Annotated in this window: 21 protein-coding genes; 13 read left to right on the top strand and 8 right to left on the bottom strand. The window is 70.0% G+C overall.

What is annotated here, in order from left to right:
* Positions 1-34: 34 nt before the first annotated feature.
* The 4 genes from rpoB to PU630_RS02275 form a co-directional block, all read right to left on the bottom strand.
* Complete coding sequence (gene rpoB, locus PU630_RS02290; RefSeq protein ID WP_275278744.1) at positions 35-3,529, bottom strand: DNA-directed RNA polymerase subunit beta; 3,495 nt, start codon at positions 3,527-3,529, stop codon at positions 35-37.
* Positions 3,530-3,865: 336 nt separating this feature from the next.
* On the bottom strand, positions 3,866-4,528 hold the full coding sequence (locus PU630_RS02285; protein WP_275278743.1) for a response regulator transcription factor: 663 nt from the start codon (positions 4,526-4,528) through the stop codon (positions 3,866-3,868).
* Positions 4,521-5,684, bottom strand: coding sequence for a sensor histidine kinase (locus tag PU630_RS02280; RefSeq protein WP_275278742.1), 1,164 nt, complete (start codon positions 5,682-5,684; stop codon positions 4,521-4,523). The genes PU630_RS02285 and PU630_RS02280 overlap by 8 nt, the downstream gene beginning before the upstream one ends.
* A gap of 60 nt (positions 5,685-5,744) precedes the next feature.
* A complete protein-coding gene (locus PU630_RS02275) occupies positions 5,745-6,389 on the bottom strand; it encodes a hypothetical protein (protein WP_275278741.1) in 645 nt (214 codons plus the stop codon).
* Between the two features lie 23 nt (positions 6,390-6,412).
* Between PU630_RS02275 and PU630_RS02270 the strand changes: the two genes are divergently transcribed.
* The 3 genes from PU630_RS02270 to PU630_RS02260 all read left to right on the top strand — a co-directional run bounded on the left by PU630_RS02270 (position 6,413) and on the right by PU630_RS02260 (position 9,172).
* Positions 6,413-7,279, top strand: coding sequence for a spermidine synthase (locus PU630_RS02270; RefSeq protein ID WP_275278740.1), 867 nt, complete (start codon positions 6,413-6,415; stop codon positions 7,277-7,279).
* A gap of 82 nt (positions 7,280-7,361) precedes the next feature.
* Positions 7,362-8,351, top strand: a complete 990-nt coding sequence (locus tag PU630_RS02265; protein WP_275278739.1) for an ATP-binding cassette domain-containing protein — start codon at positions 7,362-7,364, stop codon at positions 8,349-8,351.
* Positions 8,348-9,172, top strand: coding sequence for an ABC transporter permease (locus tag PU630_RS02260; protein ID WP_275278738.1), 825 nt, complete (start codon positions 8,348-8,350; stop codon positions 9,170-9,172). The genes PU630_RS02265 and PU630_RS02260 overlap by 4 nt, the downstream gene beginning before the upstream one ends.
* 249 nt (positions 9,173-9,421) lie before the next feature.
* Here the strand turns inward: PU630_RS02260 and PU630_RS02255 are convergent, their stop codons facing one another.
* Entirely contained in the window at positions 9,422-12,655 is a 3,234-nt protein-coding gene (locus PU630_RS02255) for an ATP-binding protein (RefSeq protein WP_275278737.1), read from the bottom strand.
* 219 nt (positions 12,656-12,874) lie between these two features.
* Here PU630_RS02255 and PU630_RS02250 point away from each other — a divergent pair, with 219 nt between their 5' ends.
* From PU630_RS02250 to PU630_RS02235, 4 genes are all read left to right on the top strand, one after another.
* A complete protein-coding gene (locus PU630_RS02250) occupies positions 12,875-13,411 on the top strand; it encodes a hypothetical protein (protein WP_275278736.1) in 537 nt (178 codons plus the stop codon).
* Complete coding sequence (locus PU630_RS02245) at positions 13,402-14,253, top strand: hypothetical protein (RefSeq protein ID WP_275278735.1); 852 nt, start codon at positions 13,402-13,404, stop codon at positions 14,251-14,253. The genes PU630_RS02250 and PU630_RS02245 overlap by 10 nt, the downstream gene beginning before the upstream one ends.
* A 145-nt stretch (positions 14,254-14,398) precedes the next feature.
* The gene (locus tag PU630_RS02240) at positions 14,399-14,926 is read left to right on the top strand and encodes a hypothetical protein (RefSeq protein WP_275278734.1); all 528 of its coding nucleotides are present in this window, start codon (positions 14,399-14,401) and stop codon (positions 14,924-14,926) included.
* 36 nt (positions 14,927-14,962) lie between these two features.
* Positions 14,963-15,451 carry a SprT-like domain-containing protein gene (locus tag PU630_RS02235; RefSeq protein WP_275278733.1) on the top strand — a complete coding sequence of 163 codons (489 nt, stop codon included), beginning with the start codon at positions 14,963-14,965 and terminating at the stop codon, positions 15,449-15,451.
* 160 nt (positions 15,452-15,611) lie between these two features.
* Here the strand turns inward: PU630_RS02235 and PU630_RS02230 are convergent, their stop codons facing one another.
* Complete coding sequence (locus tag PU630_RS02230; protein WP_275278732.1) at positions 15,612-16,229, bottom strand: 2-phosphosulfolactate phosphatase; 618 nt, start codon at positions 16,227-16,229, stop codon at positions 15,612-15,614.
* Between the two features lie 50 nt (positions 16,230-16,279).
* Here PU630_RS02230 and PU630_RS02225 point away from each other — a divergent pair, with 50 nt between their 5' ends.
* On the top strand, positions 16,280-16,837 hold the full coding sequence (locus tag PU630_RS02225; protein ID WP_275278731.1) for a hypothetical protein: 558 nt from the start codon (positions 16,280-16,282) through the stop codon (positions 16,835-16,837).
* 278 nt (positions 16,838-17,115) lie between these two features.
* Here PU630_RS02225 and PU630_RS02220 read toward each other — a convergent pair whose 3' ends face one another.
* Entirely contained in the window at positions 17,116-18,534 is a 1,419-nt protein-coding gene (locus tag PU630_RS02220; protein WP_275278730.1) for an ABC transporter permease, read from the bottom strand.
* A complete protein-coding gene (locus tag PU630_RS02215) occupies positions 18,531-19,316 on the bottom strand; it encodes an ABC transporter ATP-binding protein (protein WP_275278729.1) in 786 nt (261 codons plus the stop codon). Before PU630_RS02215 ends, PU630_RS02220 begins: the two co-directional genes overlap by 4 nt.
* A gap of 273 nt (positions 19,317-19,589) precedes the next feature.
* On the opposite strand from PU630_RS02215, the gene PU630_RS02210 reads away from it, so the two are divergent.
* From PU630_RS02210 to PU630_RS02190, 5 genes are read left to right on the top strand one after another with little or no spacing between them, the layout of a single operon-like run.
* The gene (locus PU630_RS02210) at positions 19,590-20,084 is read left to right on the top strand and encodes a CBS domain-containing protein (RefSeq protein WP_275278728.1); all 495 of its coding nucleotides are present in this window, start codon (positions 19,590-19,592) and stop codon (positions 20,082-20,084) included.
* 48 nt (positions 20,085-20,132) lie between these two features.
* Positions 20,133-21,347: a thiamine pyrophosphate-dependent enzyme gene (locus tag PU630_RS02205; RefSeq protein WP_275278727.1), complete on the top strand. Its 1,215-nt coding sequence runs from the start codon at positions 20,133-20,135 to the stop codon at positions 21,345-21,347.
* Between the two features lie 5 nt (positions 21,348-21,352).
* Positions 21,353-22,378: an alpha-ketoacid dehydrogenase subunit beta gene (locus PU630_RS02200; RefSeq protein WP_275278726.1), complete on the top strand. Its 1,026-nt coding sequence runs from the start codon at positions 21,353-21,355 to the stop codon at positions 22,376-22,378.
* Between the two features lie 17 nt (positions 22,379-22,395).
* Positions 22,396-23,769, top strand: a complete 1,374-nt coding sequence (locus PU630_RS02195; RefSeq protein ID WP_275278725.1) for a dihydrolipoamide acetyltransferase family protein — start codon at positions 22,396-22,398, stop codon at positions 23,767-23,769.
* Entirely contained in the window at positions 23,766-24,248 is a 483-nt protein-coding gene (locus tag PU630_RS02190; RefSeq protein ID WP_275278724.1) for a hypothetical protein, read from the top strand. Before PU630_RS02195 ends, PU630_RS02190 begins: the two co-directional genes overlap by 4 nt.
* Positions 24,249-24,379: the final 131 nt, after the last annotated feature.

Here is a 24,379-nt window from a genome sequence, read left to right as displayed (position 1 = left end):
GTGTGGGAATTCTCTAGATATCGGCCGGGCCGGATCAGATCTCGTCGATCGACGAGGTCTCGAAGCGGCTGGAGATGTTGATGCCGAGCTCTTCCGCAGCGCGGAACGCCTCGTCGTCGGTGTCGCGGAGGTTGACCGCCGTGCCGTCGGCCGAGAGCACCTCGACGTTCAGGCAGAGCGACTGCATCTCCTTCATGAGCACCTTGAACGACTCGGGCGTGCCGGGCTCGGGGATGTTCTCGCCCTTGACGATGGCCTCGTACACCTTGACGCGGCCGAGGATGTCGTCCGACTTGACCGTCAGAAGCTCCTGAAGAGCGTAGGCGGCACCGTAGGCCTCGAGGGCCCACACCTCCATCTCACCGAAGCGCTGGCCGCCGAACTGCGCCTTGCCACCCAGCGGCTGCTGAGTGATCATCGAGTACGGACCGGTCGAGCGGGCGTGGATCTTGTCGTCCACCAGGTGGTGCAGCTTCAGGATGTACATGTAGCCGACCGAGATGGGAGCCGGGAAGGGCTCGCCGCTGCGGCCGTCGTACAGCGTGGTCTTGCCGCTGGAGTCGATCAGGCGGTCGCCGTCGCGCGTGGGGAGCGTCGAGTCGAGCAGACCCGCGATCTCCTCCTCGTGCGCACCGTCGAACACCGGGGTCGCGACCTTCGTGCCGGGGGCTGCCTCACGGGCGTTCTCCGGCAGCTCCTTGGCCCATTCCGGCTCGCCGTCGACCTTCCAGCCGGTCTTGGCGATCCACCCGAGGTGGGTCTCCAGGACCTGGCCGAAGTTCATGCGACCGGGGATGCCGAGCGGGTTCAGGATGACATCGACCGGCGTGCCGTCGGCGAGGAACGGCATGTCCTCGACCGGCAGGATGCGCGAGATGACGCCCTTGTTGCCGTGGCGGCCGGCGAGCTTGTCGCCCGCGGTGATCTTGCGCTTCTGGGCGATGTAGACCACGACGCGGCGGTTCACGCCGTTGCCGAGCTCGTCGTCGCCCTCTTCGGCGTTGAACTCCTTGACCGCGATGATCGTGCCCTCTTCACCGTGGGGCACCTTCAGCGACGTGTCGCGCACTTCGCGGCTCTTCTCGTTGAAGATCGCGCGGAGCAGGCGCTCCTCGGCCGACAGCTCGGTCTCGCCCTTCGGGGTGACCTTGCCGACGAGGATGTCGCCGGGACGCACCTCGGCGCCGATGCGCACGATGCCGCGCTCATCGAGGTCCTTGAGCAGGTCGGGGCTGACGTTGGGCAGGTCGCGGGTGATCTCCTCCTTGCCGAGCTTGGTGTCACGGGCGTCCACCTCGTACTCCTCGATGTGGATCGAGGAGAGGGTGTCGTCCTTCACCAGGTTCTGGCTGAGGATGATCGCGTCCTCGTAGTTGTAGCCCTCCCACGTCATGAACGCGACGAGCAGGTTCTTGCCGAGCGCGAGCTCACCGTTCTCGGTGGCGGGGCCGTCGGCGATGACCTCGCCGACCTCGACGCGGTCCCCTGCCGAGACGACCACGCGCTGGTTGTAGCAGGTGCCCTGGTTCGAGCGGTCGAACTTGCGCAGGTAGTACTCCTGGATGCCGCCCTCGTCGAGCTGCACCGTGACCTTGTCGGCCGAGACCTCGGCGACCACACCGGCACTCTGCGCGGTGATCACGTCACCGGCGTCGATGGCGATGTAGCCCTCCATACCGGTGCCGACCACGGGCGACTCGCTGCGCAGCAGCGGCACAGCCTGCTTCTGCATGTTCGCACCCATGAGGGCACGGTTCGCGTCGTCGTGCTCGAGGAACGGGATGATCGACGTGCCGACCGACACCATCTGGCGCGGCGAGACGTCCATGTACCCGATCTCGTCGGCGTGGACCAGGTCGACCTCGCCGCCCTTCTGGCGTGCCAGGACCCGGTCTTCAGCGAAGCGACCATCGGCCTTGAGGGGCGCGTTGGCCTGCGCGACGATGAAGTCCTCTTCCTCGGTCGCGGTCAGGTAGTCGATCTGGTCGGTGACCTTGCCCTCGACGACGCGGCGGTACGGCGTCTCGATGAAGCCGAACGAGTTGATCCGCGCGAAGGTCGCAAGACGGCCGATAAGACCGATGTTCGGGCCTTCCGGCGTCTCGATCGGGCACATGCGGCCGTAGTGCGAGGGGTGCACGTCACGGACCTCGACGCCGGCGCGCTCACGCGACAGACCACCGGGGCCCAGCGCCGACAGCGTGCGCTTGTGGGTCAGGCCCGCGAGCGGGTTGTTCTGGTCCATGAACTGCGACAGCTGCGAGGTGCCGAAGAACTCCTTGATCGCGGCGACGACGGGTCGTACGTTGATCAGGGTCTGCGGGGTGATCGCCTCGATGTCCTGCGTGGTCATGCGCTCGCGAACGACGCGCTCCATGCGCGACAGGCCCGTGCGGACCTGGTTCTGGATGAGCTCGCCGACCGCGCGGATGCGACGGTTGCCGAAGTTGTCGATGTCGTCGGTGTCCATGCGGATCTCGACGTCCTTGCCGCCGCGACGGCCGGTGAAGGTCGCGTCGCCGCGGTGCAGGCGGACGAGGTACTTGATCGTCTCGACGATGTCGGTGACGCTCAGCGTCGAGTCCGACAGCGGCGCCTCGACACCCAGCTTCTGGTTGATCTTGAACCGGCCGACCTTGGCGAGGTCGTAGCGCTTCGGGTTGAAGTAGTAGTTGTCGAGCAGGCTGCGGGCGGCCTCGGCGGCCACCTGCTCACCCGGACGCAGCTTGCGGTAGATGTCGCGCAGCGCCTCCTCCTGGGTGAGGATGGTGTCCTTGCTCAGGGTGTCTTCGATCGACGTGAAGCCGGCGAACTCGCTCAGGATGTCGTCGCTGGACAGACCGAGCGCCTTCAGAAACACCGTGACCGACTGCTTGCGCTTGCGGTCGATGCGCACGCCGACCTGGTCGCGCTTGTCGACCTCGAACTCGAGCCACGCACCGCGGCTCGGGATGACGCGCGCCGAGACGATGTCCTTGTCGCTCGTCTTGTCGGGCGTCTTGTCGAAGTAGACACCGGGCGAACGGACGAGCTGCGACACGACGACGCGCTCGGTGCCGTTGATGATGAACGTGCCCTTGTCGGTCATGAGCGGGAAGTCGCCCATGAAGACCGTCTGAGTCTTGATCTCACCGGTCTGGTGGTTCATGAACTCGGCCTCGACGTACAGCGGGGCGGCGTAGGTCTTGCCGCGCTCCTTGCACTCCTCGATCGAGTACTTCTCCGGCTCGAGGTACGGGTTCGTGAAGCTCAGCTGCATCGTCTCGCTGAGGTCTTCGATGGGCGAGATCTCCTCGAAGATTTCCTCCAGACCGCTGTGCTCAGGCGTGTCGGCGCGGCCGGCGGCCTTCGACTCGGCGGAGCGCGCCTTCCACGCGTCGCTGCCGATCAGCCAGTCGAACGACTCCGTCTGCAGTGCGAGCAGATCGGGGACAGTCAGCGTGTCGGAGATCTTGGCGAACGAGAGGCGGGATGCTCCGCGGCCGTTCTTGGTGGTGGTGGTGTTGGATGCGTTGGGCGCAGCAGCCAAGGGGATAACCTCCATGAGCCCGGTGCGGGCTTCGGTTCCTTGTCGACAGGTGGCGCGCTCTCATCCCCGAACCCTGCGCGCCTCGCAACGCCGCCCATCGGATGCTCTGTCGAGTCCATCGGGAACCAGCGGGGGCACACAGGCCTACCACGCGCCCACTCCACTCGCCGCTTACGCGTCGAGCGGAGCCTCCGGGCGCGCGGATCCCGCCGACCACCATATGAAGGCAGGGAGAACCAGAGCGCAACTACCTACTATAGGCGTTGCGACGCGCCATGTCCAGCCGGATTCTTGACGAGGTTCAGATCCTGCGGTATAACCCCGACGCCGGCCCGATCAGGAGCGGACGAGGGCGATGGCCTGCGCCCGATCACGCACACTCAGCTTGGCGAAGATCGCGTTCACGTGCGTCTTCACCGTCGCCATCCCGATGAACAACGCTGCCGCGATCTCGGCGTTTCCATGACCGTCCGCCATCAGCGCGAGCACGTCCGCCTCGCGCGGCGTGAGCTGCGGAAAGCGGCGTGCGAGCGCGGCGGAGGGCGTGGCGGGGATGGATGCCGCAGCCGCCGCCGTGACGGCTCCGATGACCTTGACGCCGATGTCTGCGCCGAACGTCGATTGTCCGGCCGCCGTGGCGCGCACCGCGGCGGCGAGTTCCGCCCGGCCGGCATCCTTCGTCAGGTAGCCCTTCGCGCCGGTGCGAAGAGCCGCCGAGATCGACACATCGTCGGCGTAGGTGGTCAGCACCAGGACGGCGGCGGTCGGCACATCGGCGGCGATCCGCGCGGTCGCGGCCGCACCATCCAAGCGCGGCATCCGCAAGTCCATCAGGACGACGTCCGGCTTCTGCGATACGGCGAGGGCGACGGCTTCCTCGCCGTCGGCCGCGGCGCCGACGACGTCGACATCCGGAAGCAGGCCGAGCACCGTGACCAGTCCGTCGCGCACGATGGCCTGGTCGTCGGCGACCAGCACCCGGATCGGACCGTCACCCATCCTCGTGCTCCCCTCTCGTGCCCTCAGAAGCGGGCGGCACCTCGGCATATGCGGTCACGGTGAACATCCCGTCGTGTGCGCCGGCGTCCACGCCGCCCGGTGCGGGCAGCCCGGCGAAGCGCTCGCGCATCCCGACGATGCCATATCCGGCGCCGGCCACCGTCCCCGCGACGAGTGGGTTGCGCACCGTCAGGCGCACCTGCCCGTCGTTCCAGCGCAGTTGTGCGTCGACGGGTGTGCCCGGCGCATGCCGGCGCGCGTTGCTCAGCGCCTCTTGCAGCGCGTGCGTCAGGGCGGCCGCGGTGGCGGTCGAAACGGTCGCACCGCGCCCGGCCTCCTGCCACGACGCCTGCCCGCCGAGCGACACGTGGGTGCGCATGAGCTCGGCCAGGGCCGCCGCCAGCCGCTCTGGCGGCACGGGCGCTTCACTCGGAGTGCGCGGTTCGCGCAGCGCCCCGACCGCACGCCGCGCTTCGTCGAGGCCTGCTGCGGCGAGGTCACGGGCCGAGACGACCCGCGAGCGGGCGGCCGCGGCATCCCCCGCCTCCAACAGTGCGTCGACGGCGTCGAGCTGGATGACCAGACCGCCCAGGCTGTGGGCGAGTACGTCGTGGAGATCGCGGGCTATCGCGATCCGACCGGATTCCTCCCGCGCAGCGACCTCCTGCTCGTGCAGCAGGCGCGCCTGAGTCGCAGCCACCTGGGCCTGGCGCCGGCCGAGCCCTCCGAGACAGCAGATCACGAGCACGCCGAAGATGGTCAGCACGACCGGCAGCTCCACCGGGGCGAGCACGACGCCGACGGCCGCCACGCCGATCGCAGCCACCGTCGCGCCGACCGCGGCCAGCGGCGAGCACCTCTCATCGCCGACGAGAGCGAGCAGACACACCGCCGCAGGAATCACCGAGGTGCCCTCGGTCGGCGCCGCCGCCAGTGCGCCCGCAGCGACCGCCAGCGCGGTCAGCACGACGGCCGTACGCGGCGCGCCGGCGAAGGCGCAGACAGCCCGGGCACCCCAGGCCAGCACGGCGATGCCGGCCACGGTCGCCGCCCAGCCGGCCAGATCGTCACGGGCGATCCCGAACAGCCACCAGGCGACAAGCACCGCGCCGACGAGGTTCAGGGCCAGCGACAGCGCTCCGCCACGCGCGTTCATGACTCCATCCTCACGCATCTCGAGTGACGCAGTCGGGCTCATGCCCTGACGCGGTGCGGCTCATGCCGCCACGAGGCGCAGCCGCTCGACCCGATGGGCGATCATCGCGGTGCGCGCGGCCCGGTTCGCGGCCAGCAGCAACAGGATCACCCCGGCGGTCGTCGCCACGCGGGCACCGATCGCGGTGGCGGCGACATCCATCCCCACGCGCACCGCGATCAGCGACAGCCACAGCAGCAGGCCCCACCAGCCGGTGCGCGACTCGTGATCGGCGACCGTGCCGCGGCGCCCGACAGACACCGGCGGATCGAGCCGGCGAAATCGCGCCAGCGCGCCGATCCACGCCCCGATCGCGAGCGAGATGACCAGTTCGGCCACGAGCACGGCCAGGTCGAGCCCGTTCATCGCCGCCAGCGACGACGCGCCGAGCACCACGCCGACCACCGCGAGGATCAGACTCATCCGGTACATCGAACCGGTCGAGACCGGGCGCCACGTGGTCTGCCGGTAGCCGATCCAGCAGATGATGGCGATGCCCAGCACAATGTCGATGAAGGTCTCCAGGTCCATACTCGAAAGTCTCGGCGCCCCGCCGCCGGCGTCCCCCCACCCCGAGGTGGAGACGCGGGTGGAGATTCCGGACGACGGGTGGATGCCGCGGGCCGCGGCATCCGGCACCGACCGCCACTCTGCGGCGAGCGCCATGGCCCGCCCGCTACCCTGGGCGCGTGGGCCGGAACCGACAGCGCGACGACGATGCGCCGCAGACACGTCTGTCGGACGGCACCCTCGCCCGGGTCGTGCCGAGCCCCTACACGACGGGCTTCGAGCTCATGGTCGGCGAGACGCCGCAGTCGCACGTCGACCTTGACGACCCGACCCACCTGCACTTCGAGTACGTCGCGCGCATGGGCGCGGTCATCGATCAGCTGCGCCTGCCCGGCCAGCCTCTGACCGCCGTGCACCTCGGGGCGGGGGCGCTGACGATCCCCCGCTACATCGCCCAGACCCGCCCGGGGTCGCGCCAGCAGGTCATCGAGCTCGAGCCGGCGCTGTGGGACCTCGTGCGCGAGCACCTGCCGCTGCCGAAGAACGCCGGCATCCGCGTGCGCATCGGCGACGCCCGTGAGGGCCTGACTCGGCTGCCTCCGGCGCTGACCGGCGCCGTCGACCTCGTCGTGTCGGACGTCTACGCCGGCGCCCAGACGCCCGCGCATCTGACGACCGTGGAGTTCTACCGGGCGGCATCCACTCTGCTGAACGCCGAGGGTGTGCTGCTGGTGAACGTCGCCGACGGCGCCGGGCTCGCCTTCGCGCGCCAGCAGGTCGCGACCGTGCGCGCCGTGCTCGAGCATGTCATCGTGCTCGCCGAGGTGCAGACGCTCAAAGGGCGCCGCTTCGGCAACCTCGTGATCGCGGCGTCGGCGGCGCCGTTGCCCACGCAGTGGCTGCCGCGGCTGATGGCCGCGGGCCCGCACCCCGCGAAGGTGGCGCAGGGGCGCGAGATCGACGAGTTCGCGGGATCGCTGGGGCCGGTGCTGGATGCCGCGGCCCGCCCCTCCCCGAAACCCAGCACGACCCTGTTCGAGCGGTAGGGCGTCGGCTCGCGAAAGGTGACGACAGCGCACGACAGCGCCACGACAGCGGCGTGAAAGCGGGGTCGCCGACGCTTGTCGCATGACAAGTTCCACCGAATGGGCCGTTGAGGCCGACTCCCTCGTGAAGGTGTTCGGGACCAACCGCGCGGTCGACGGCGTCGACCTGCGGGTGAAGTCCGGCACCGTCTACGGAGTGCTCGGCCCCAACGGCGCCGGAAAGACCACCACCATCAACATGCTCGCCACTCTCTTGCGCCCGGACGCGGGCTCGGCCCGCGTCTTCGGCCACGACGTCGTGCGCGCTCCCCAGATCGTCCGCCAGCTCATCGGCGTCACCGGCCAGTTCGCGTCGGTCGACGAGATGCTCTCGGCCACCGAGAACCTCGTGATCTTCGGCCGCCTGCTCGGGCTGTCGCGCAGCGACGCCCGAGCGAAGTCGGCCGACCTGCTCGAGCGCTTCGGCCTGGCCGAAGCGGCCCGCCGCCCCCTGAAGAAGTTCTCTGGCGGCATGCGCCGGCGCCTCGACCTGGCGGCATCCCTCATCGCCCAGCCGCCGCTCATCTTCCTCGACGAGCCGACCACGGGCCTGGACCCCCGCACCCGCGGGCAGATGTGGGACACCGTGCGCGAGCTCGTCGCCACCGGATCGACGGTCGTGCTGACCACCCAGTACCTCGACGAAGCCGATCAGCTCGCCGACCGCATCGCGGTCATCGACCGCGGCAAGGTGGTCGCCGAGGGCACCGCCGACGACCTGAAGTCTTCGGTCGGCACCTCGAGCCTCGTCCTGCGGCTGGTCGACGACGCCGACACCGACGACGCCGTGCGCGCTGTCGAGCGGGTGCTGGGCGTCACCGCGACACTCTCGCCTGAGGCATCGCGGATCACCGCGCCCATGGCCGACGTCGACCGCGTCGCCGAACTGCTGATCACGCTGCGCGACGCCGGCATCCACCTCGACGAGATGAGCATGCAGAAGCCGACGCTCGACGAGGTGTTTCTCACCATCACCGGACACGACGCCGCCGACCAGGCCGCCGTCGCACAGAAAGAGGAGGTCCAGGCATGAGCATCATCACCGCCAGCCCGATCGTCCCGGCGTCCGAGCGGCGCCTTTCCAACCACACGAGTCTGGTGCAGAGCATCCAGAACACCCTCACGATGGCCTATCGCGGTCTCGTCAAGATCCGCCGCACGCCCGAGCAGCTCGTCGATGTGACGGTGCAGCCGATCATCTTCACCCTGATGTTCGCGTTCCTGTTCGGCGGTGCTATCGCCGGCGACGTGCAGAGCTATCTGCCCGCACTGATCCCGGGCGTCCTCGTGCAGACGGTCATCACGACCTCGGTCGTCACCGGCACACAGCTGCGTGAAGACATGGACAAGGGCGTGTTCGACCGGTTCCGCTCGCTGCCCATCGCGCGTATAGCACCGCTGTCGGGAGCACTGCTGGCCGACACGGTGCGCTACGCGATCGCGACGACGCTGACCTTCGTCATGGGCTTCTTCATGGGCTACCACCCCGCCGGCGGCTTCGGCAACGTCGTGCTCGCCGCGATCCTCGTCATCGTCTGCTCGTGGGCGATCAGCTGGATCTTCGCGTTCTTCGGGGTCATCGCCCGCACCGCCGGCAGCGTGCAGGGCATCTCGATGATTGTGCTCTTCCCGCTCACGTTCTTCTCGAACGCGTTCGTCGATCCCTCGACGATGCCCGGCTGGCTGCAGTGGTTCGTGCACATCAACCCGGTCTCGCACCTGGTCACGGCCGTCCGCGAGATCGCCAACAACGGTGCGATCACCGGAGATGTGTGGATGTCGCTGCTCGGCGCCGCCGTCATCGTCGCGGTCTTCGCCCCGCTCACCGTGCGCGCGTACATGCGCAAGGCCTGAGCGCAGGACCCTGAGCGGGAACCCGAGTCCCTGAGCGAATGCCCAGCCCGCGGCATCCATTCTTCAGTCGTCACGGATTACCGTTTTGCGGCGACAGAATGGTCATCTGTGACGACCGAACGATGGCCCGATTTTCAGTCGTCACGGATTACCGTTTTATCGCGCGAGAACCGTCATCTGTGACGACCGAACGTGTGGGCCGGGCCGGGTTGGCCGACCAGCGATCACCGGCCGTTCGTCTCGCTCCGCTCACGCGCCGGGCGCCACCGGGGCACGCAGCACGGCCAGCGCCCGTGCGAACAGCTCATCACGGTCGAGGGCGGATGCCGCCTCCTGCGCTGCGGCGAGGCGCTCGGGTCCGACCAGCTCGGCGGCGCGGGCCTCGTGCTCGATCCAGCTCAGGCTGTGCATGTCCTGCCGGGCGCCCAGCGCCTGGCCGAGGGCCAGCGCCTCAAGCCCGCGGTCGGTGTCTGCGGCATCCCGCATCATCCACGCCGACCAGCCCACGAGCACCGAGCCCAGCGCCGGACGGTCGGTGGCATTGCTGCGCAGTCGCATGGTGACGAGGGTACGGCTGCGCAGCCGCCTCGCCCAGTCGCGTCGCTGCGCGACGGTCATCAGCCCGTCGAACACCACCGCCGACAACGCCCCGGCCCGCGCCATGAGATGCCACGGCGAGACGCGCTCCAGCGCGGCATCCAACATCGTCAGCGCACGCTCGAAGCCGGCGGCCTCGGCTTCACGGTCGCCGTCGAGCCGGGCGATCTCGGCCACGCCGTACACACCGATCGCGGCGATCTCGGCGCCGTCCTCCGCGTGCTCGCTCGTGCCGGCCAGCTCCGTGTAGAGCGCACGGGCCGCAGCGACGTCGCCGAGGGCCGCGAGGTTCGAGGCGCGCAGCCAGACGAGCTGCCGCTGCTGCTCGACGGCGCCGAATCGGTCGTAACCCTCATCGGCGCGATCGAGCCACTCGAGCGCGAGCGCGGGCTGCCCGGTCTGGCTGGCGAGCGCCGCGACCGACGCCGCCGCCATCGCCGCGAACCACTCGGCGCCCGTCTCGTCGGCGAGCTCTTCGACGCGCAGCGCGGCCTGCAGCGCGACGTCGGGGCGCCCGTCGTTCTCGGCCAGCTGCGCGACGAGCGACTCGCCGACCAGCCTCGTTGCCGGGTTGGCATCGGTGCGCATGCTCTCGAGCGCCACCTCGATCCGGTCGGTCTGGCGGGCGGCCCACGCCGCGAAGACCCGGACGACCGCGTCGGCCAGGGCCCCGATCATCGGCTGCAGGTCGGGATGCCGGCGACGCAGCGCACGCACGCGCGCAAGCGAGCGCAGGGCGACAGGTCCAGGTGCGAACTGCCCCAGCAGCGTGCCCACGATCAGGACGATGATCAGCGCGTCCGCCGACACGCGCCCATCGGGTGTGCGGATAGCGGCGGCCACGGCATCCTCGGTGAACGACATCATCTCGGTGAGCGCGCCCTGCACCATCCAGGCCTGCGCGAGCAGTGCGAACAACGGGATCGTCGTGTCGTCGTCGCCGCGGTCGATAGCGCGGCGCAACACCGCGATGAGGTTGTCGTGCTCGGCACGCACCTTCGTGTGCGAGGCCAGCTCGAAGGCGTGACCGAGCTGCTCGATGCTGAACGTCCGCGCCCAGTCGGCCGCAGCATCCCACGCCTTCTCGACGCCGTCCGGATCGTCGGCCAGCCGCGCCAGCGCGTATTCGCGGATCGTCTCGAGCATGCGAAAACGCAGGCCCGCGGGCCGTTCCGCAGCGATGAGCAGCGACTGCGAGACGAGCCGCTCGATCACATCGTCGGCGGGCGCGCACAGCACGGCCGCGGCGGTGTCGGCGCTGAACCCGGCGGGCAGCACCGAGAGCACAGCCATCGCGCGGTGCGAATGGTCGTCGAGCAGTTCCCAGCTCCAGCCGATCACCGCTTCGAGGGTCCGGTGTCGCTCGGGGGCCGCGCGGTCGCCGGTGGTCAGCAGCGCGAACCTGTCTTGCAGGCGCTGCTCGATCTGCTCGGGCGTCATCGTGCGCACCCGCGCCGCGGCCAGCTCGATCGCCAGCGGCAGGCCGTCGAGGTGACTGCACAATCGGGTGACGACGGCGAGGGAGAGGGATGCCGCGGGCCGCACCGCCCGCGCCCGCTCGAGGAAGAGTCGCACGGCGGGGGCATCGGCGTGCTCGAGTGCGAGGGGCGCGAGCGGGTAGACGACCTCGCCCGCGATGGCCAGCGGCGTGCGGCTGGTGGTGAGCACCCGCAGCGTCGGCACCGCGGCGAGAGCGTCGGCCGTCCAGCGCGCGACACCGTCGATGACCTGCTCGCAGTTGTCGAGCACGAGCAGGGTCTGCTGCTCGGCGAGCTGCGCGAGCATGCGCGCACGCAGAGCCGGGGCCAGACGGAGGTCGGGGAGCGTGCCTCCGCCCGACGCCTCGCTGATGCCCAGAGCGCCGGCGATCGCCGGGACGACATCGCCGTCGTCGCGCACGCCGGCCAGAGGCACGACCACGACGGCGGGAGAGGGGGATGCCGCCGCCACCGCCTGGGCGAGGCGCGTCTTGCCGAGGCCGCCGGTGCCCAGGATCGTCACGACGCGCGACTGCGTGAGCAGGCGCTCGATAGCGGCGAGGTCATCGGAACGGCCCAGCAGCGCGTTGGGGGCGGCCTGCAGGCCGATGCGCAGGCGCGTCGTGGTCTTCGGCGACTCGCCGCGCAGCAGCGTCGCGTTGACGCGCGTGATCTCCTCGCCAGGATCGGCGCCCAGGTCGTCGCGCAGGCGCACGCGCAGGGACGCGAAGACGCGCAACGCCTCTGCCGCACGGCCTGCGTCGGCCAGGGCGCGCATCAGCTGGAGGTGCGCGGTCTCGTCGTACGGGTGCGCATCCGCGCGGGCCTGGAGCGCCTCGACGGCCTCGTCGAGCCGGCCGGCCGCGCGCAGCGCTTCGGCCCGCGCGGCGTCGAGGCGGGCGCGGAGGGATGCTGCGGCATCCCGCACCGCCGCCGCGACCGGGGCGGGCTCGAGATCCGCGCCCGGCTCGCCCCGCCAGAGCGCGTGCGCGGCGTCGAGGGCGGCGAGGGGGTCGCGGATGTGGGCTTGGGCGGTGTGCGGGTCTTGGTCGCGGGCGCTGGCGTCGGCGCGGGAGCGCACGGTGTTGTCGAGCAGGCTCGCTGCCTCGTCCAGGTCGGTCGACGCATCGCCGAGCGCGTAGCCGCCCGGCATGCTGCGCACCGCGTCGGCGCCGGCAGCCGCCCGCACACGCGAGACGAGGGTCTGGAGAGCTGCCCGCGGATTCTTCGGCGGATCATCGCCCCAGATGTCGTCGGCGAGCGCGTCGGCGCTGCGGGCGGTGCGCGGCGCCAGCGCGAGCGCGGCCACCAGTGCCCGCGTGTTGGCGCCGGCGAGGTCGATGCGTGCGCCCTCGGCCTCGACCGTCACTGGGCCGAGCACCGCCACCCGCAGACCGTCGGAACTCACAGAGCGAGCCTAGTCAGGCGCGGGTTCCGCGCGGGATGCGGCGCGGCTGCGGTCGACATCGCTCGCGCTGTCGTTTTTCACGCTCGCGCATGCGAATCGCAGCGGCAAACGCATATCTCTCCAGCGCCGGTCTCGGAGAGAAGTGGATGCTGTGGGCCGCGGCATCCTGCCTGTGGATAACTCCGGCGGCCCGGACCCTCGAATCGCTACGGTGGGCTTGTGTCTTCTCGTCTCGGGCTCGCCGCCGTCCTCGTGTGCGCCACCGCACTGATTGCCGGATGCGCCCCGCAGCCCGACCCGACACCCACGCAGACCGCCGCTTTTGCCAGCGAAGACGAAGCATTCGCAGCGGCCGAGGAGACCTATCGGGCCTACGTGGACGCCGGGAACAGCATCGATTTCAGTGACCCCGCCACCTTCGAGGAGGTCTACAAATGGGAAACCTCGAATGCGCTCGCGAGCGACAAGAAAGTGTTCACTTCGTACCATGCCCAGGGAGTGACGATGACTGGGGACTCGGTGATCACTCTTCTATCGCCGCAGTCGGCCACGACCGACCTCTCGGAGGTGAAGCTGAGCGCCTGTTTGGATGTGTCGGACGTTGAGTTGATTGACGGATCCGGAAATTCCCTGGTTTCAGCCGATCGGGGTGACGTACACAGCGTAACGATCCGCCTCGTCACGACGGCTGGCTCAGACACGCAACTCGCTGTCGCCGGAATCGCGAGCCGAGATGGTGACCCTGCATGCGCCTAAGCGCCTGCATCTTGCTGGCCACGCTCCTAATGACCGGTGTTGGCTCAGATGACCAACCGCCGCCGCCCGAAGGCGGCTTCGGTGTGGGCCTCGGTAATTCCTATGAAGCATCGAACAACGGCACCTCCCTCGATGTTTCGGCGTCCCAGACGACGCCGGGTGATCGGGAGTCGACGCACCGCGCGGGCGCGGGCAATACCAACACTGCGAACGGCACCGGGCAGCACGTGTCGGTCCCGGATCCTCCCGAGGTTCCCGATGCGACAGCGGTGGACTGTGAGTCACCCGTCATCCCCTGCACCCTCAACCCGACCCCCGCTCCCGAGACCGACGAGCCGGGCACCGTGCGCAGCATCCCGACCGTCACGCTCAGCGACCTGGCCTCCTTCCGCCCCGACACCCCGCAGCTTGTCAGCGAGCCCGACCAGGTCGGGATCGTCGGGCTTCCCACCAACCTGGTCGCCGCCACCGGCACCCAGACCCTCCACGGCACCCTCCTGGGCTTCCCCGTCGCGGTACGGTTCACCCCGCACCACTACACGTTCACCCCCGGCGACGGCACCCACACCACCACCCGCACCCCCGGCGAAAGCTGGCAGACCACCGGCGACCCACAGTTCACCCCCACCGCCACCAGCCACGCCTACGCACACCGCGGCCGCTACACCGCCTCGGTGACCGTCGCCTACACACCCGCCGTCAACTTCGGCGACGGGACCTGGCGACCCGTCCCCGGCTACATCACCGCGACAAGCCCCACCCAGACCATCCACATCTACCAAGCCCACACCGCCCTGGTCGCCCACACCTGCACCGAAGACCCCCACGGACAAGGATGCTGAACACACACCCCAGCCGCAGCATCCACCACTCCACCCGATCAGGGGTCCGACGCTAGCCGCGTCCCGTCGGACACGCGGCGCCCCTGAGCGCCCACACAGGCGGTGTCGGGCACACTGGAGACACCGTGCGTGAAGGGAGTCATCCGTGAGCTACATCGAGGGTTATGACCCCGACACCCTCCGCGAGATCGTGGACCCGAGCGGGTGCCGCGAGCGCCTTGAAGAGATCGGCGGGCAACGCAGTCTGCCGGCGCTGCTCGAGCGCGTGTGGCTGCTCAAGGTGCTCGACGAGCTCGACGAGGCCCTCACCGTCGCCAAGGCCGCAGTGCGCCAGGCGCGCATGGCCGGCACCCGCAAAGACCTGCTGCGCGCCCGCCTTCTGTACGGCACGATCCTGCAGTTCCGCGGCTCCTACGACGCCGCGATCGCCGAGATGACTCCGTGCGCCGAAGAGGCCGAAGGCCAGGGCTGGCCCTCGATCGCCGCGTTCGCATACCAGCACCGCGGCAAGGTCTCCTTCGATGCCGGCGACTTCGACGCGGCGCGCGCCGATTTCAAGCGCGCGTTGTTCCTCCGCCAGCAGGCGGGGGCTCCCGAGGACCAGCTCCAGTCCACTTTGTTGGCGGTGGATGCCGCGGAGCGGCGTGCGGCCGCGGCATCGATCGCCGTCTGACACGTGAGTGTCGTAGGTACGTTCTAGCGTGTGATCATGTCGGATCTTCAGCGAGTGCGCGCCTGGGCAGACGCGCTGATAAGCCTCCACCTCGACGAATCGTGGACGTTCGGCTTCGACAACGCCAAACGCCGCGCTGGGCAGTGCGACTACACGCGAAAACGCATCACGCTGTCGCGATATCTGGCCGCGCGCCACGAAGACGACGACAACCACCAGACGCTGCTGCACGAGGTCGCGCACGCGCTCGCTGGGCACGCGGCCGGGCACGGCCCGGCGTGGAAGAAGACGGCGCTCGAGCTCGGTTACGTCGGCGGCACCACGCACCGGCTCGAGACCGCCACCGAACTCGCGCCCTGGGTCGGACGATGCCCGGCCGGGCACGTCGTGTACCGGCACCGGCGTCCGGCGCACGAGATGTCGTGCGCCAGGTGCTGCCGTAGCTTCGACCGGCGCTTCCTTCTCCGCTGGACGCGCCGCGAGATCTCTGCCGCCACACGCCGCGCCGCGACGACGCCGCGCTGAGGCGGAGGAGTGGATGCCGCGGCTCAGCGCCCCCACGGTCACCGGCCCCGCACGGCCCGCGGACGGTCACCGGCCCCGCACGGTCAGCGAAGGCCCTTTGCCTCGCCCCCTCACCCAGGGGCCGGGCCCCGCGCGGTCAGAACAGCGTCCTCACGACTGATCACACCGGGGCGAAGGCCCCGTCGCGCAGAACCGGCACGGCGTCTGACGCGTCGAGCTCGGCCGCGTGCACGACGTCGTCGCGCAGTCCGCGTTCGATGAGCTCTTGGCCCGAGCCGCTGGCCGTCAGCAGGTGCCGCACCGCACCGCGCAGCGCGCGGAACGACTCGCAGGCGACGGCAGCCTCGGGCGAAATGTGGTCGATGCCGAGATCGGCGAGCGCCGCGATGATCGCGCCGGCACCCAGCTGGTCTTCGATCGCGAAACGGATCGTGTCGGCGGCGTCCTTGGCTCGCTCCCCCGCGGGCAGCACGGCCACGGTCACGCGGCCGCCGAGCCGATGCTGCTCGGCCATGATCGCGCGTGCCACCGCGCCCGCGTTGCGCAGGCTGCCGGCCAGCACGAGCGCGCCGGTCGCCGCGGCCGCCAAGGGCGCGCCGTTGACCGAGCCGCTGTGGTCGAGTGCGAACGATTCGCCGCGAGCCGCCGCATCCGTCGCCGCTGTCGTGAAACGTAGCACGTCGACTACGACGACGACATCGGCCGGTGCGAGGCGCGCCAGGCCGTCGATGCCCCACTCGAGGCGGACCTGATAAAACGACTGATCGAAGACCGGCACCTCGACAGCCTACGGTCGACGTGGGCGCCATCGTGGGAGAGACTTCCCGTATGCGGGTCTTCCTCAGGTTCACGATCGATTGCGATGTGGATGCCGCGTGGCGGGCGCTCCACTCGCCGGCGGCGCTCGCGCAGCTCGACGGGCCGTTCGTGACCATGACGTCCCTCGACGATCTGCCGACGTCGTGGACGCCCGGCGACGATGCGATCATCGGCCTCGCGGTGGGACCCGTTCCGCTGGGCACTCAGCTCATCGACGTCAGTGAGAGCGAGCGCGAGCACCGCGGCCAACGAGTCCGGATCCTGCGGGACAGCGGCATCCCCCTCACCGGTCCACTGTCGACGCTCGACGTCTGGGACCACCAGATGGCGGTGAGCCCCGCGCCCGACGACCCGACGCGCACGCTGTGGCGCGAGCGGCTCGTGATCGGCGGCCGCACCGCGCCTGCGCTGTGGCCTGCGCTCTGGACGGTGTGGCAGTGGCGCGAGGCGCGTATCCGTGCGCTCGCCCCGACCTGGGCGCACGACCCCGCACCCGCAGCCACGCCTGACGACCCGACCGGCCACGTCCTGCGCGCACGAAACGAGGAGATCTCACCGGATGAGTAGCGAATCGCCCCTTCCCGTACTCGTCTGGTGAGATCTCCTCGGCTCGGCGCCGGGCGCCGTCGCGGCGCGGCGCATCGTCGCGCAGGGCAGCTTGCCCGGCGTGTCAACCGCCTGGCCCGACGCTGGCACGCCGCGCCGCGGCATCCCGCCACTCCGCGCCCGGCGAGGGCGGGTACGACCTTGCGAAACCACGTACGACCTCGCGAAACCACGTACGACCTCGCGAAACCACGTACGACCTCGCGAAAATACGTACGACCTCGCGGGCGCAGGGCCGCTCAGGCGGCGGCGAGCGCCTCCACCGGCGAGACCCGGGTCGCCAGTCGCGTCGGCACGACGGCGGCGACGAGCGTGAGCACGGCGGTGGCGGCCACGATGAGCACCACCACCGGCACCGGGATCGCCGGCCAGACGAGGCCCGCCTTCTCGTGGTTCGGGTTCGCAGCCACCGCCCCCAGCAGCGACTGCGCCCCGGCCCAGCCGTAGGCGACCCCGAGCACGACGCCGGTCACGACGGCCGTGATCGTGACATGTGCGGCCTCCAGCAGCACGACGCGGCGCACCTGCCCGGTCGACAGCCCGAGAGCACGCAGCAGCCCGAGCTCGCGCTGGCGCTGCACCACCCCGAGCGTCAGCAGGTTGACCAGGCCGACCGCGGCGATGACGGCCGAGACGCCCACCAACGCCATCATGATGCCCGCGAACGCGTCGAGCGGCGTGGCGAGCTCGGGCGGCAGGGTGCCACCGGCGGCCTTGGTGAAGACGACCTTCGCCGACTCCATCGCGACCGCGAACATCGTCACGAGCGTCACGCCGATCACGACGCCGATCGCCATGCGGCTCGAGCGCTCGGGGTACCGCAGCGCGTTCTCCGACGCGAGGCGGGCCACGGCGGAGCGGCCGAACATCCGCCCCGTGGCCCGCAGGAGCGGCGGCATGAACAGCGCGGCCCCCACCGCGATGCCCGTGAACGAGAGCACTCCTCCGAAGAAGGCCACAGCCACCCCGAGCGGGCTGATCAGCCCGAGCGCAATGCCCCCGGCCAGCAGCCCGACGCCGATCGCCACCAGCACGACCGCGGTCACATTGCGTCCGGTGCGCTGCACGACCTCTTCGCGGCTCGACTCGTTCGACGAGCCCAGCGCCTGCAGCGGCGTCACAGTCAGCACCCGCCGCGAGCCCGCCCATGCCGCGGCCCAGGTCGTGAGCGCCACGATCACCGCGGGCGCGAGCAGCGCCGGCTGCAGCACCTCATAGCCCACGCCCTGAATACCCAGCAGCCGCGCGAGCACCGCGATGCCGGCGACCGAGCCGAGGACGCCCGCTACCAGCCCGATGCCGGCGCCGATCGCACCGACGACGAGCCCCTGCCGCGCCACGGCCGCCCGTTGCGACCTCGCCGAGGCGCCGATCAGGCGCAGCAGCGCTATCTGTCGGGTCCGGCCGGCGACGACGGTCGCGAATGTGTTCGCCGTCACGATCGCGGCGACGTACACCGCCAGCCCGACGAGCACGAAGGTGATGAAGCTCATCACGAACGCGAGCGTGCCGCTGTCGCCCAGGGCCGGGTCGGCCTTCAGCATCGCACCGATGTATCCCGTCGCCGAGATGAGCACCACGCCGAACGCGGTCGATATGGCGGAGACGAGGATGCTGGCGCCCATCCCCCGCTTGCGGAGCCAGTGCCGTGCATTCATGCCGTCACCCCGGCATCCCGCGCCACGTCCTGCTCGGCGGCCAGCATGTACGTCGAGATCTGCTCGGCGCTCTGCCGCGGCTTGTCGGCGACGATGCGCCCGTCACCGAGGAACAGCACCCGATCGGCGTGCGAGGCGGCGATCGGGTCGTGCGTGACCATGGCGATCGACTGGCCGTGCTCGGCGCTGGCCGCGCGCAGCAGCGCGAGCACCTCGCGGCTCGTGCGCGAGTCGAGGTTGCCGGTCGGCTCATCGGCGAACACCAGATCGGGCGCCGTGGCCAGCGCGCGGGCGATCGCGACGCGCTGCTGCTGCCCGCCCGACAGCTCATGGGGGCGGTGCCGCAGCCGATCGCCGAGCCCGAGCGAGGCGATCAGGCCGTCGATCCGCGACCGCTCGAGCACGGTCGGCTGCCGACCGTCGAGGTCGAACGGCAGCAGGATGTTGCCCATCACGTCCAGCGTGGGCACGAGATTGAACGCCTGGAAGACGAAGCCCACGCGGCGCCGCCGCAGCACGGTCAGTTCGAGGTCGCTGAGCCCCGTGATCTCGGTGTCGCCGATCCACACGTGGCCGGCGGTCGGGGCATCCAGCCCCGCGAAGATGTGCATCAGGGTCGACTTGCCCGAACCCGACGGCCCCATGATCGCGGTGAACTCGCCGCGGCGGATTCCGACGGTCACGCCGTCGAGGGCGCGCACCGCCCCCTCGCCCGCGCCGTAGGTCTTGGTGAGTTGCTGCACCCGGGCAGCAAGCCCCAGGTCGGTCGATGTGATCTCCATGTCATCGACGGTACGGAGCGGCATCCACCCCTCACATCGCCCGCAAGTCGCGTCCGGTGTACATCCCGAGGATGATTCGGGATGCCGCATCCGCCCTCATCACCGGGTGAGCATGCAGCGGGTGGACGAGAGAGAGGGAAGCAACCGCTTCCTCGTCGACCAGCTGCACCCTCCGGGTCGCTGCACGGGCCGGCCCGGGTTACGCACGGCCGAAGGCAACCGAGAGGGCTCCCAAGACTGATAATCTGCGATGCAGGGACAAGAGGTGAGGTCATGGAGCCACGAGCAGGTGCGGCAGCGGGAATCACGGCCGGTCAGGTGATGACCGCACCGGTGGTGACGGTCACCCCCGACACTCCGGTCACGCGCATCGCCGACACACTCACGTCGTCGCGCATCAGTGCGGTGCCCGTCGTCGACGCGTCGGGTGCGGTGCTGGGACTGGTCAGCGAACTCGACATGCTCACGCGCGGCGGACGCACGGCGCAGGACGTCATGACGACCGCCGTGATCAGCGTCACGACCGACACCGATATCGAGCAGGTGCGACGGATCCTCGTGGGTTCGGGCATCCGCCGTGTCCCGGTTCTTTCCTCCGGCCGTCTGGTCGGAATACTCAGCCGGCACGACCTGGTCGGCCGAGTGCTGGAATGGGCGTGCGGCGTCTGCGGAGAAACCGTCCGCGGCGCGCACCCGCCGCTGGTGTGCCCGAAATGCGGCGGAAGCGAGGATCGGTTCGGGCTGCAGGAGCAACCCCCCGGTCCCTGACGAGGCACGCGGTCACAAACCGCGTTGTTCGGTGAAAGGGATTCGACAATGGCCGGACGAACGCAGGATCCGCAGCGCGAGAAGAAGGCCGCCTCAAGCGGCTCCGCGCGCGCGGACAGCGCGAAGACGACGACAGGAAGGACGAAGGCACCCGCCAAGAAGACGACGGGCGCGAAGACATCCCCTGCAGAGAAGAGCACGGGGGTGGATGCCGCAACCCGCGTCGACTACTACCGTGAGATGGCGCTCATCCGCGAGTTCGAGCAGCGCGCGGGCGAGATGTACCAGCGTGCGAAGATCGGCGGCTACTGCCACCTGAACCTCGGCGAGGAGCCGACGGTCGTGGGGCTGATGACCGCGCTGCGCTCCAACGACTACCTGTTCACGAACTACCGTGACCATGGCTACGCGATCGCCCGCGGAATGGGCGCCGACCGTGTGATGGCCGAGCTCTTTGGCCGCACCGACGGCGTCTCGAAGGGCCTGGGCGGCTCGATGCACATGTACGACGCGTCCAAGCGCATGCTCGGCGGCTACGGCATCGTCGGCGGGCAGATCCCTCCGGCGACGGGCGCCGCCCTCGCGATCACACTGCAGCAGAAGCCGGGGTCCGACTCCGACGCTGTGATGTGCCAGATGGGCGACGGCACCACGAACATCGGCGCATTCCACGAGGCGCTGAACATCGCGGCGATCTGGAAGCTGCCGATCGTGTACGTGATCATCAACAACGGTCTGGGCATGGCCACGACCGTCGAGGCCGCATCGGGTGAGCCCGAGCTCTACAAGCGCGGCTGCTCGTATCGCATCCCCGGTCGCCGCGTCGACGGCAGCGACCCCGAGGTCGTCCGTCAGGCCGCCGAGGAGATGCTGAACGACGCCCGCGAGAACCGCCAGCCCGGCATCCTCGAGGTCATGTCGTACCGCCTGCGCGGCCACTCCGTGGTCGACCCGGCGCGGTACCGCACCAAGGAAGAGGTCGCCGAGCTCAAGGAGCACGACCCGCTGCCGCCGTACCGCGAGCAGCTGATCGCCGACGGCGTGCTCGACGAGAAGGCCGCCGAGAAGATCGAGGGCGACGCCGCGAAGGAGGTCGCCGACGCCATAGCGTTCGCCGACGCCAGCCCTGAGCCGGCCACCTCGACGCTGTTCGACTTCACGTATGCGACCGACGTCCCCAACGCGTCGCGGCTCATGCCGGGTGACCCGGTACTGCCGGTCGGGTGGGATAAAGAGCCGGTCGGCGCAGGAAAGGAGGCGTGACGCCCATGGCTGAGAACGCAGACAAGCAGGCGGCATCCGCCCCCGAGATCACCTACCGTCAGGCGCTGCACGACACGCTGCGCAGCGAGATGCTGCGCGACGAGAACGTCTTTCTGCTCGGCGAGGAGATCGGCAAGTTCGAGGGGTCGTACAAGATCACCGCGGGCATGCTCAAGGAGTTCGGCCCCGAGCGGGTGCGCGACACCCCCATCGCCGAAGAGGGCTTCGTGGGAGCTGCGATCGGCGCGGCCATGCTGGGCATGCGCCCGGTCGTCGAGATCATGACCCTGAACTTCTCGCTGATAGCGATCGACCAGATCGTCAACCACGCGGCGAAGATCTACGGCATGTTCGGCGGTCAGACGTCGGTGCCGATGGTGATCCGCACGCCCGGCGGCGGCGGCCAGCAGCTGGCGGCGACGCACTCGCAGAACATCGAGGCCTGGTACGCGAGCGTGCCGGGGCTCAAGGTGCTGGCGCCCTCGACGCCCGCCGACGCCAAGGCCATGCTGACCGCGGCGATCCGCGACGACGACCCGGTGCTGCTGCTCGAGAACCTGTCGCTGTACAACACCAAGGGTGTCGTGCCCGAGGGCGAACAGGTCGCCGAGTTCGGCAAGGCGAAGGTCATCGTGCCCGGCACCGACATCACTGTCGTCAGCTACTCGCGTGCGGCGGTCATCGCCGCCGACGTCGCGCAGCGCTTGAAGCCGCAGGGCATCTCGGTCGAGGTCGTCGACCTGTGCAGCCTGCGGCCGCTCGACCGCGAGACGGTGTGCCGCTCGGTCATGAAGACCGGCAAGGCCGTCGTGCTCGAAGACGACTGGCTCACCTACGGGATCGGTGCGGAGATCGCCGCGTCGATCCAGGAGGGGGCGTTCGACTACCTTGACGCTCCAGTGCGTCGCGTGGCCGCCGCGGAGATTCCGCTGCCCTACGCGAAGTCGCTGGAGAAGATCGCTCTGCCGGACGCCGACGCGCTCATCCGCGTCATCAACGAACAGCTCGATGCGACGCGGTTCGCGCGCTAGAAGGGGGACCGTGGACCATGACTGACGTGTTCATGCCGCGCCTGTCGGACACCATGACCGAGGGCGCCATCGCCCAGTGGCTCAAGTCCGAAGGCGACACCGTGAAGCGCGGTGACGTGATCGCCGAGATCGAGACCGACAAGGCCGTGATGGACCTTGAGGCCTACGAGGGCGGCGTGCTGGAGAAGATCCTGGTGCAGCCGGGCGAGAACGTCGCCATCGGCGCCCCGATCGCCGTGATCGGCGACGGGTCGGGCGCGGGTTCGTCGGACGGAGCGGGGGATGCCGCGGCCGCGCCGTCGGCAGAGCCCGAGGCCGCACCAGCCGAGGCGGCCGACGAGGAGGCCCCGACCGGCGAAGCCGCTGCGCCTGCCGAAGCCGCGGAGGCCGGGGAAGCGCCCGCCGAGACCGCCCAGGCGAAGCCGGCCGAGACGGCACAGACGCCCGCCGACGAGAGCGAAGCGCCCGCGGCATCCGGATCGAAGATCAAGGCCACGCCGCTCGTGCGCTCGCTTGCGCGGACGCACGGCATCGACCTGGCGACGGTGACCGGATCGGGCCCCAGCGGCCGGATCGTGCGCGCCGACATCGAACAGCTGATCGGCTCGGGCTCCAAGCCCGCCGCCGCACCGGCCGCGCCCACCGCGCCCGAGCCGCAGGCGGCCCCGGCCGCGGCATCCGCCGCTCCCGTCGGCACCCCGCAGCCCGATGACGAAGTCGTGCCGATGTCGCAGATCCGCAAGGTGACCGCGCGCCGGCTGACCGAGGCGGCGCTGGTTCCGGTGTTCCAGCTGACCAGCGTGGTCGACGCGTCGCGGCTGACCGAGGTGCGCCGCGACATCAACACGCGCCTGGCCGATGCGGGCGTGAAGGTGAGCGTGAACGACCTGATCGTGCGTGCGGTGGCCGTTGCTCTCGCGCTGCACCCCGAGGCGAACGCCTCGTTCGGCGGCGATGCGATCCTGCAGCACAAGCACGTGAACGTCGGTGTGGCCGTCGCCCTCGACGACGGGCTGGTCGTGCCGGTCGTGAAGGATGCCGACAAGAAGTCGGTCACGGCGATCGGTGCCGAGGTGAAGGACCTTGCCACCCGCGCCCGTGCCGGTCGACTCAAGCTCGATGAGATGAGCGGCGGCACGATCTCGGTGTCGAACCTCGGCATGTTCGGGGTCGACCAGTTCACCGCGGTCATCAACCCGCCCGAGGCCATCATCGTGGCCGTGGGCGGCACCGCTGACGAGGCGGTCGTCGTCGACGGCGAGGTGAAGATCCGCCCGCGCACACGGCTGACCATCACGGTCGACCACCGGGTGCTCGACGGAGCCGGGGCCGCTGCCTTCCTCAAGGATCTGACCGACCTGCTCACCGAGCCCCTGCGGATCCTGGTGTGAGCGAGAAGCTCGAGATGACGGGGGCGTCCGGTGCACTGCGCCGGGCGCTCCCGTTCTTCGTGGCGGCGGCGGTCTACGTGATCGCGGGTGGCGTGCTGGCCGCGGCCACCGCATACGTCACCACGCAGAAGACCGCCTGGGCGACCGCGTACATCGTGCTGGTCGGCGGCGTCGCGCAGGCTGTGCTGGGCGCCGCGCTGGGCTGGCTCGCGCAGCACGCGCGGACGGCCCTGGTCTGGCCCGCGTTCGTGCTGTTCAACGTCGGCAGCCTCGGCGTGCTCGCCGGACAGCTGACGGGTGTGCTCGCCCTCACCTTCACCGGCGGAGCGCTGCTGGTCATCGCGCTCGTGCTCATCATCATCGCGACCCGACGAGGAGCGCCCGCGCATCCGGTGCTGCTGTGGGGGTTCCGGGCTGTCGCGGTGATCCTGGCCGTCAGCATCCCGACCGGCCTCGTCCTGGCCGCCGTCGGCGCCTGAGCCCGCAGCATCCCGCCCCACGGACCCTCCCCCTGAACCCGTGAGGGTGCAGCGGGTGGACGAGGAAGCGGTTGCTTCCCTATCTCTCGTCCACCAGTTGCACTCTCACCGCCCGCGGTGGCCCGCGAGCG

The sequence above is a fragment of the Microbacterium horticulturae genome, from assembly GCF_029094505.1.
GTDB lineage: Bacteria > Actinomycetota > Actinomycetes > Actinomycetales > Microbacteriaceae > Microbacterium > Microbacterium horticulturae.
This window is presented reverse-complemented; position numbering and strand designations above follow the sequence as displayed.

Bases quoted from the DNA above. Each gene is read 5' to 3' on its own strand.
- PU630_RS02260 (WP_275278738.1), top strand. From the start codon at position 8,348: ATGAGCATCATCACCGCCAGCCCGATCGTCCCGGCGTCCGAGCGGCGC.
- PU630_RS02275 (WP_275278741.1), bottom strand. From the start codon at position 6,389: ATGGCGCTCGCCGCAGAGTGGCGGTCGGTGCCGGATGCCGCGGCCCGC.
- PU630_RS02285 (WP_275278743.1), bottom strand. From the start codon at position 4,528: ATGGGTGACGGTCCGATCCGGGTGCTGGTCGCCGACGACCAGGCCATC.
- PU630_RS02205 (WP_275278727.1), top strand. From the start codon at position 20,133: ATGGCCGGACGAACGCAGGATCCGCAGCGCGAGAAGAAGGCCGCCTCA.
- PU630_RS02200 (WP_275278726.1), top strand. From the start codon at position 21,353: ATGGCTGAGAACGCAGACAAGCAGGCGGCATCCGCCCCCGAGATCACC.
- PU630_RS02215 (WP_275278729.1), bottom strand. From the start codon at position 19,316: ATGGAGATCACATCGACCGACCTGGGGCTTGCTGCCCGGGTGCAGCAA.
- PU630_RS02265 (WP_275278739.1), top strand. From the start codon at position 7,362: ATGACAAGTTCCACCGAATGGGCCGTTGAGGCCGACTCCCTCGTGAAG.
- PU630_RS02245 (WP_275278735.1), top strand. From the start codon at position 13,402: ATGCGCCTAAGCGCCTGCATCTTGCTGGCCACGCTCCTAATGACCGGT.
- PU630_RS02220 (WP_275278730.1), bottom strand. From the start codon at position 18,534: ATGAATGCACGGCACTGGCTCCGCAAGCGGGGGATGGGCGCCAGCATC.
- PU630_RS02225 (WP_275278731.1), top strand. From the start codon at position 16,280: ATGCGGGTCTTCCTCAGGTTCACGATCGATTGCGATGTGGATGCCGCG.
- PU630_RS02235 (WP_275278733.1), top strand. From the start codon at position 14,963: ATGTCGGATCTTCAGCGAGTGCGCGCCTGGGCAGACGCGCTGATAAGC.
- PU630_RS02280 (WP_275278742.1), bottom strand. From the start codon at position 5,684: ATGAACGCGCGTGGCGGAGCGCTGTCGCTGGCCCTGAACCTCGTCGGC.
- PU630_RS02210 (WP_275278728.1), top strand. From the start codon at position 19,590: ATGGAGCCACGAGCAGGTGCGGCAGCGGGAATCACGGCCGGTCAGGTG.
- PU630_RS02195 (WP_275278725.1), top strand. From the start codon at position 22,396: ATGACTGACGTGTTCATGCCGCGCCTGTCGGACACCATGACCGAGGGC.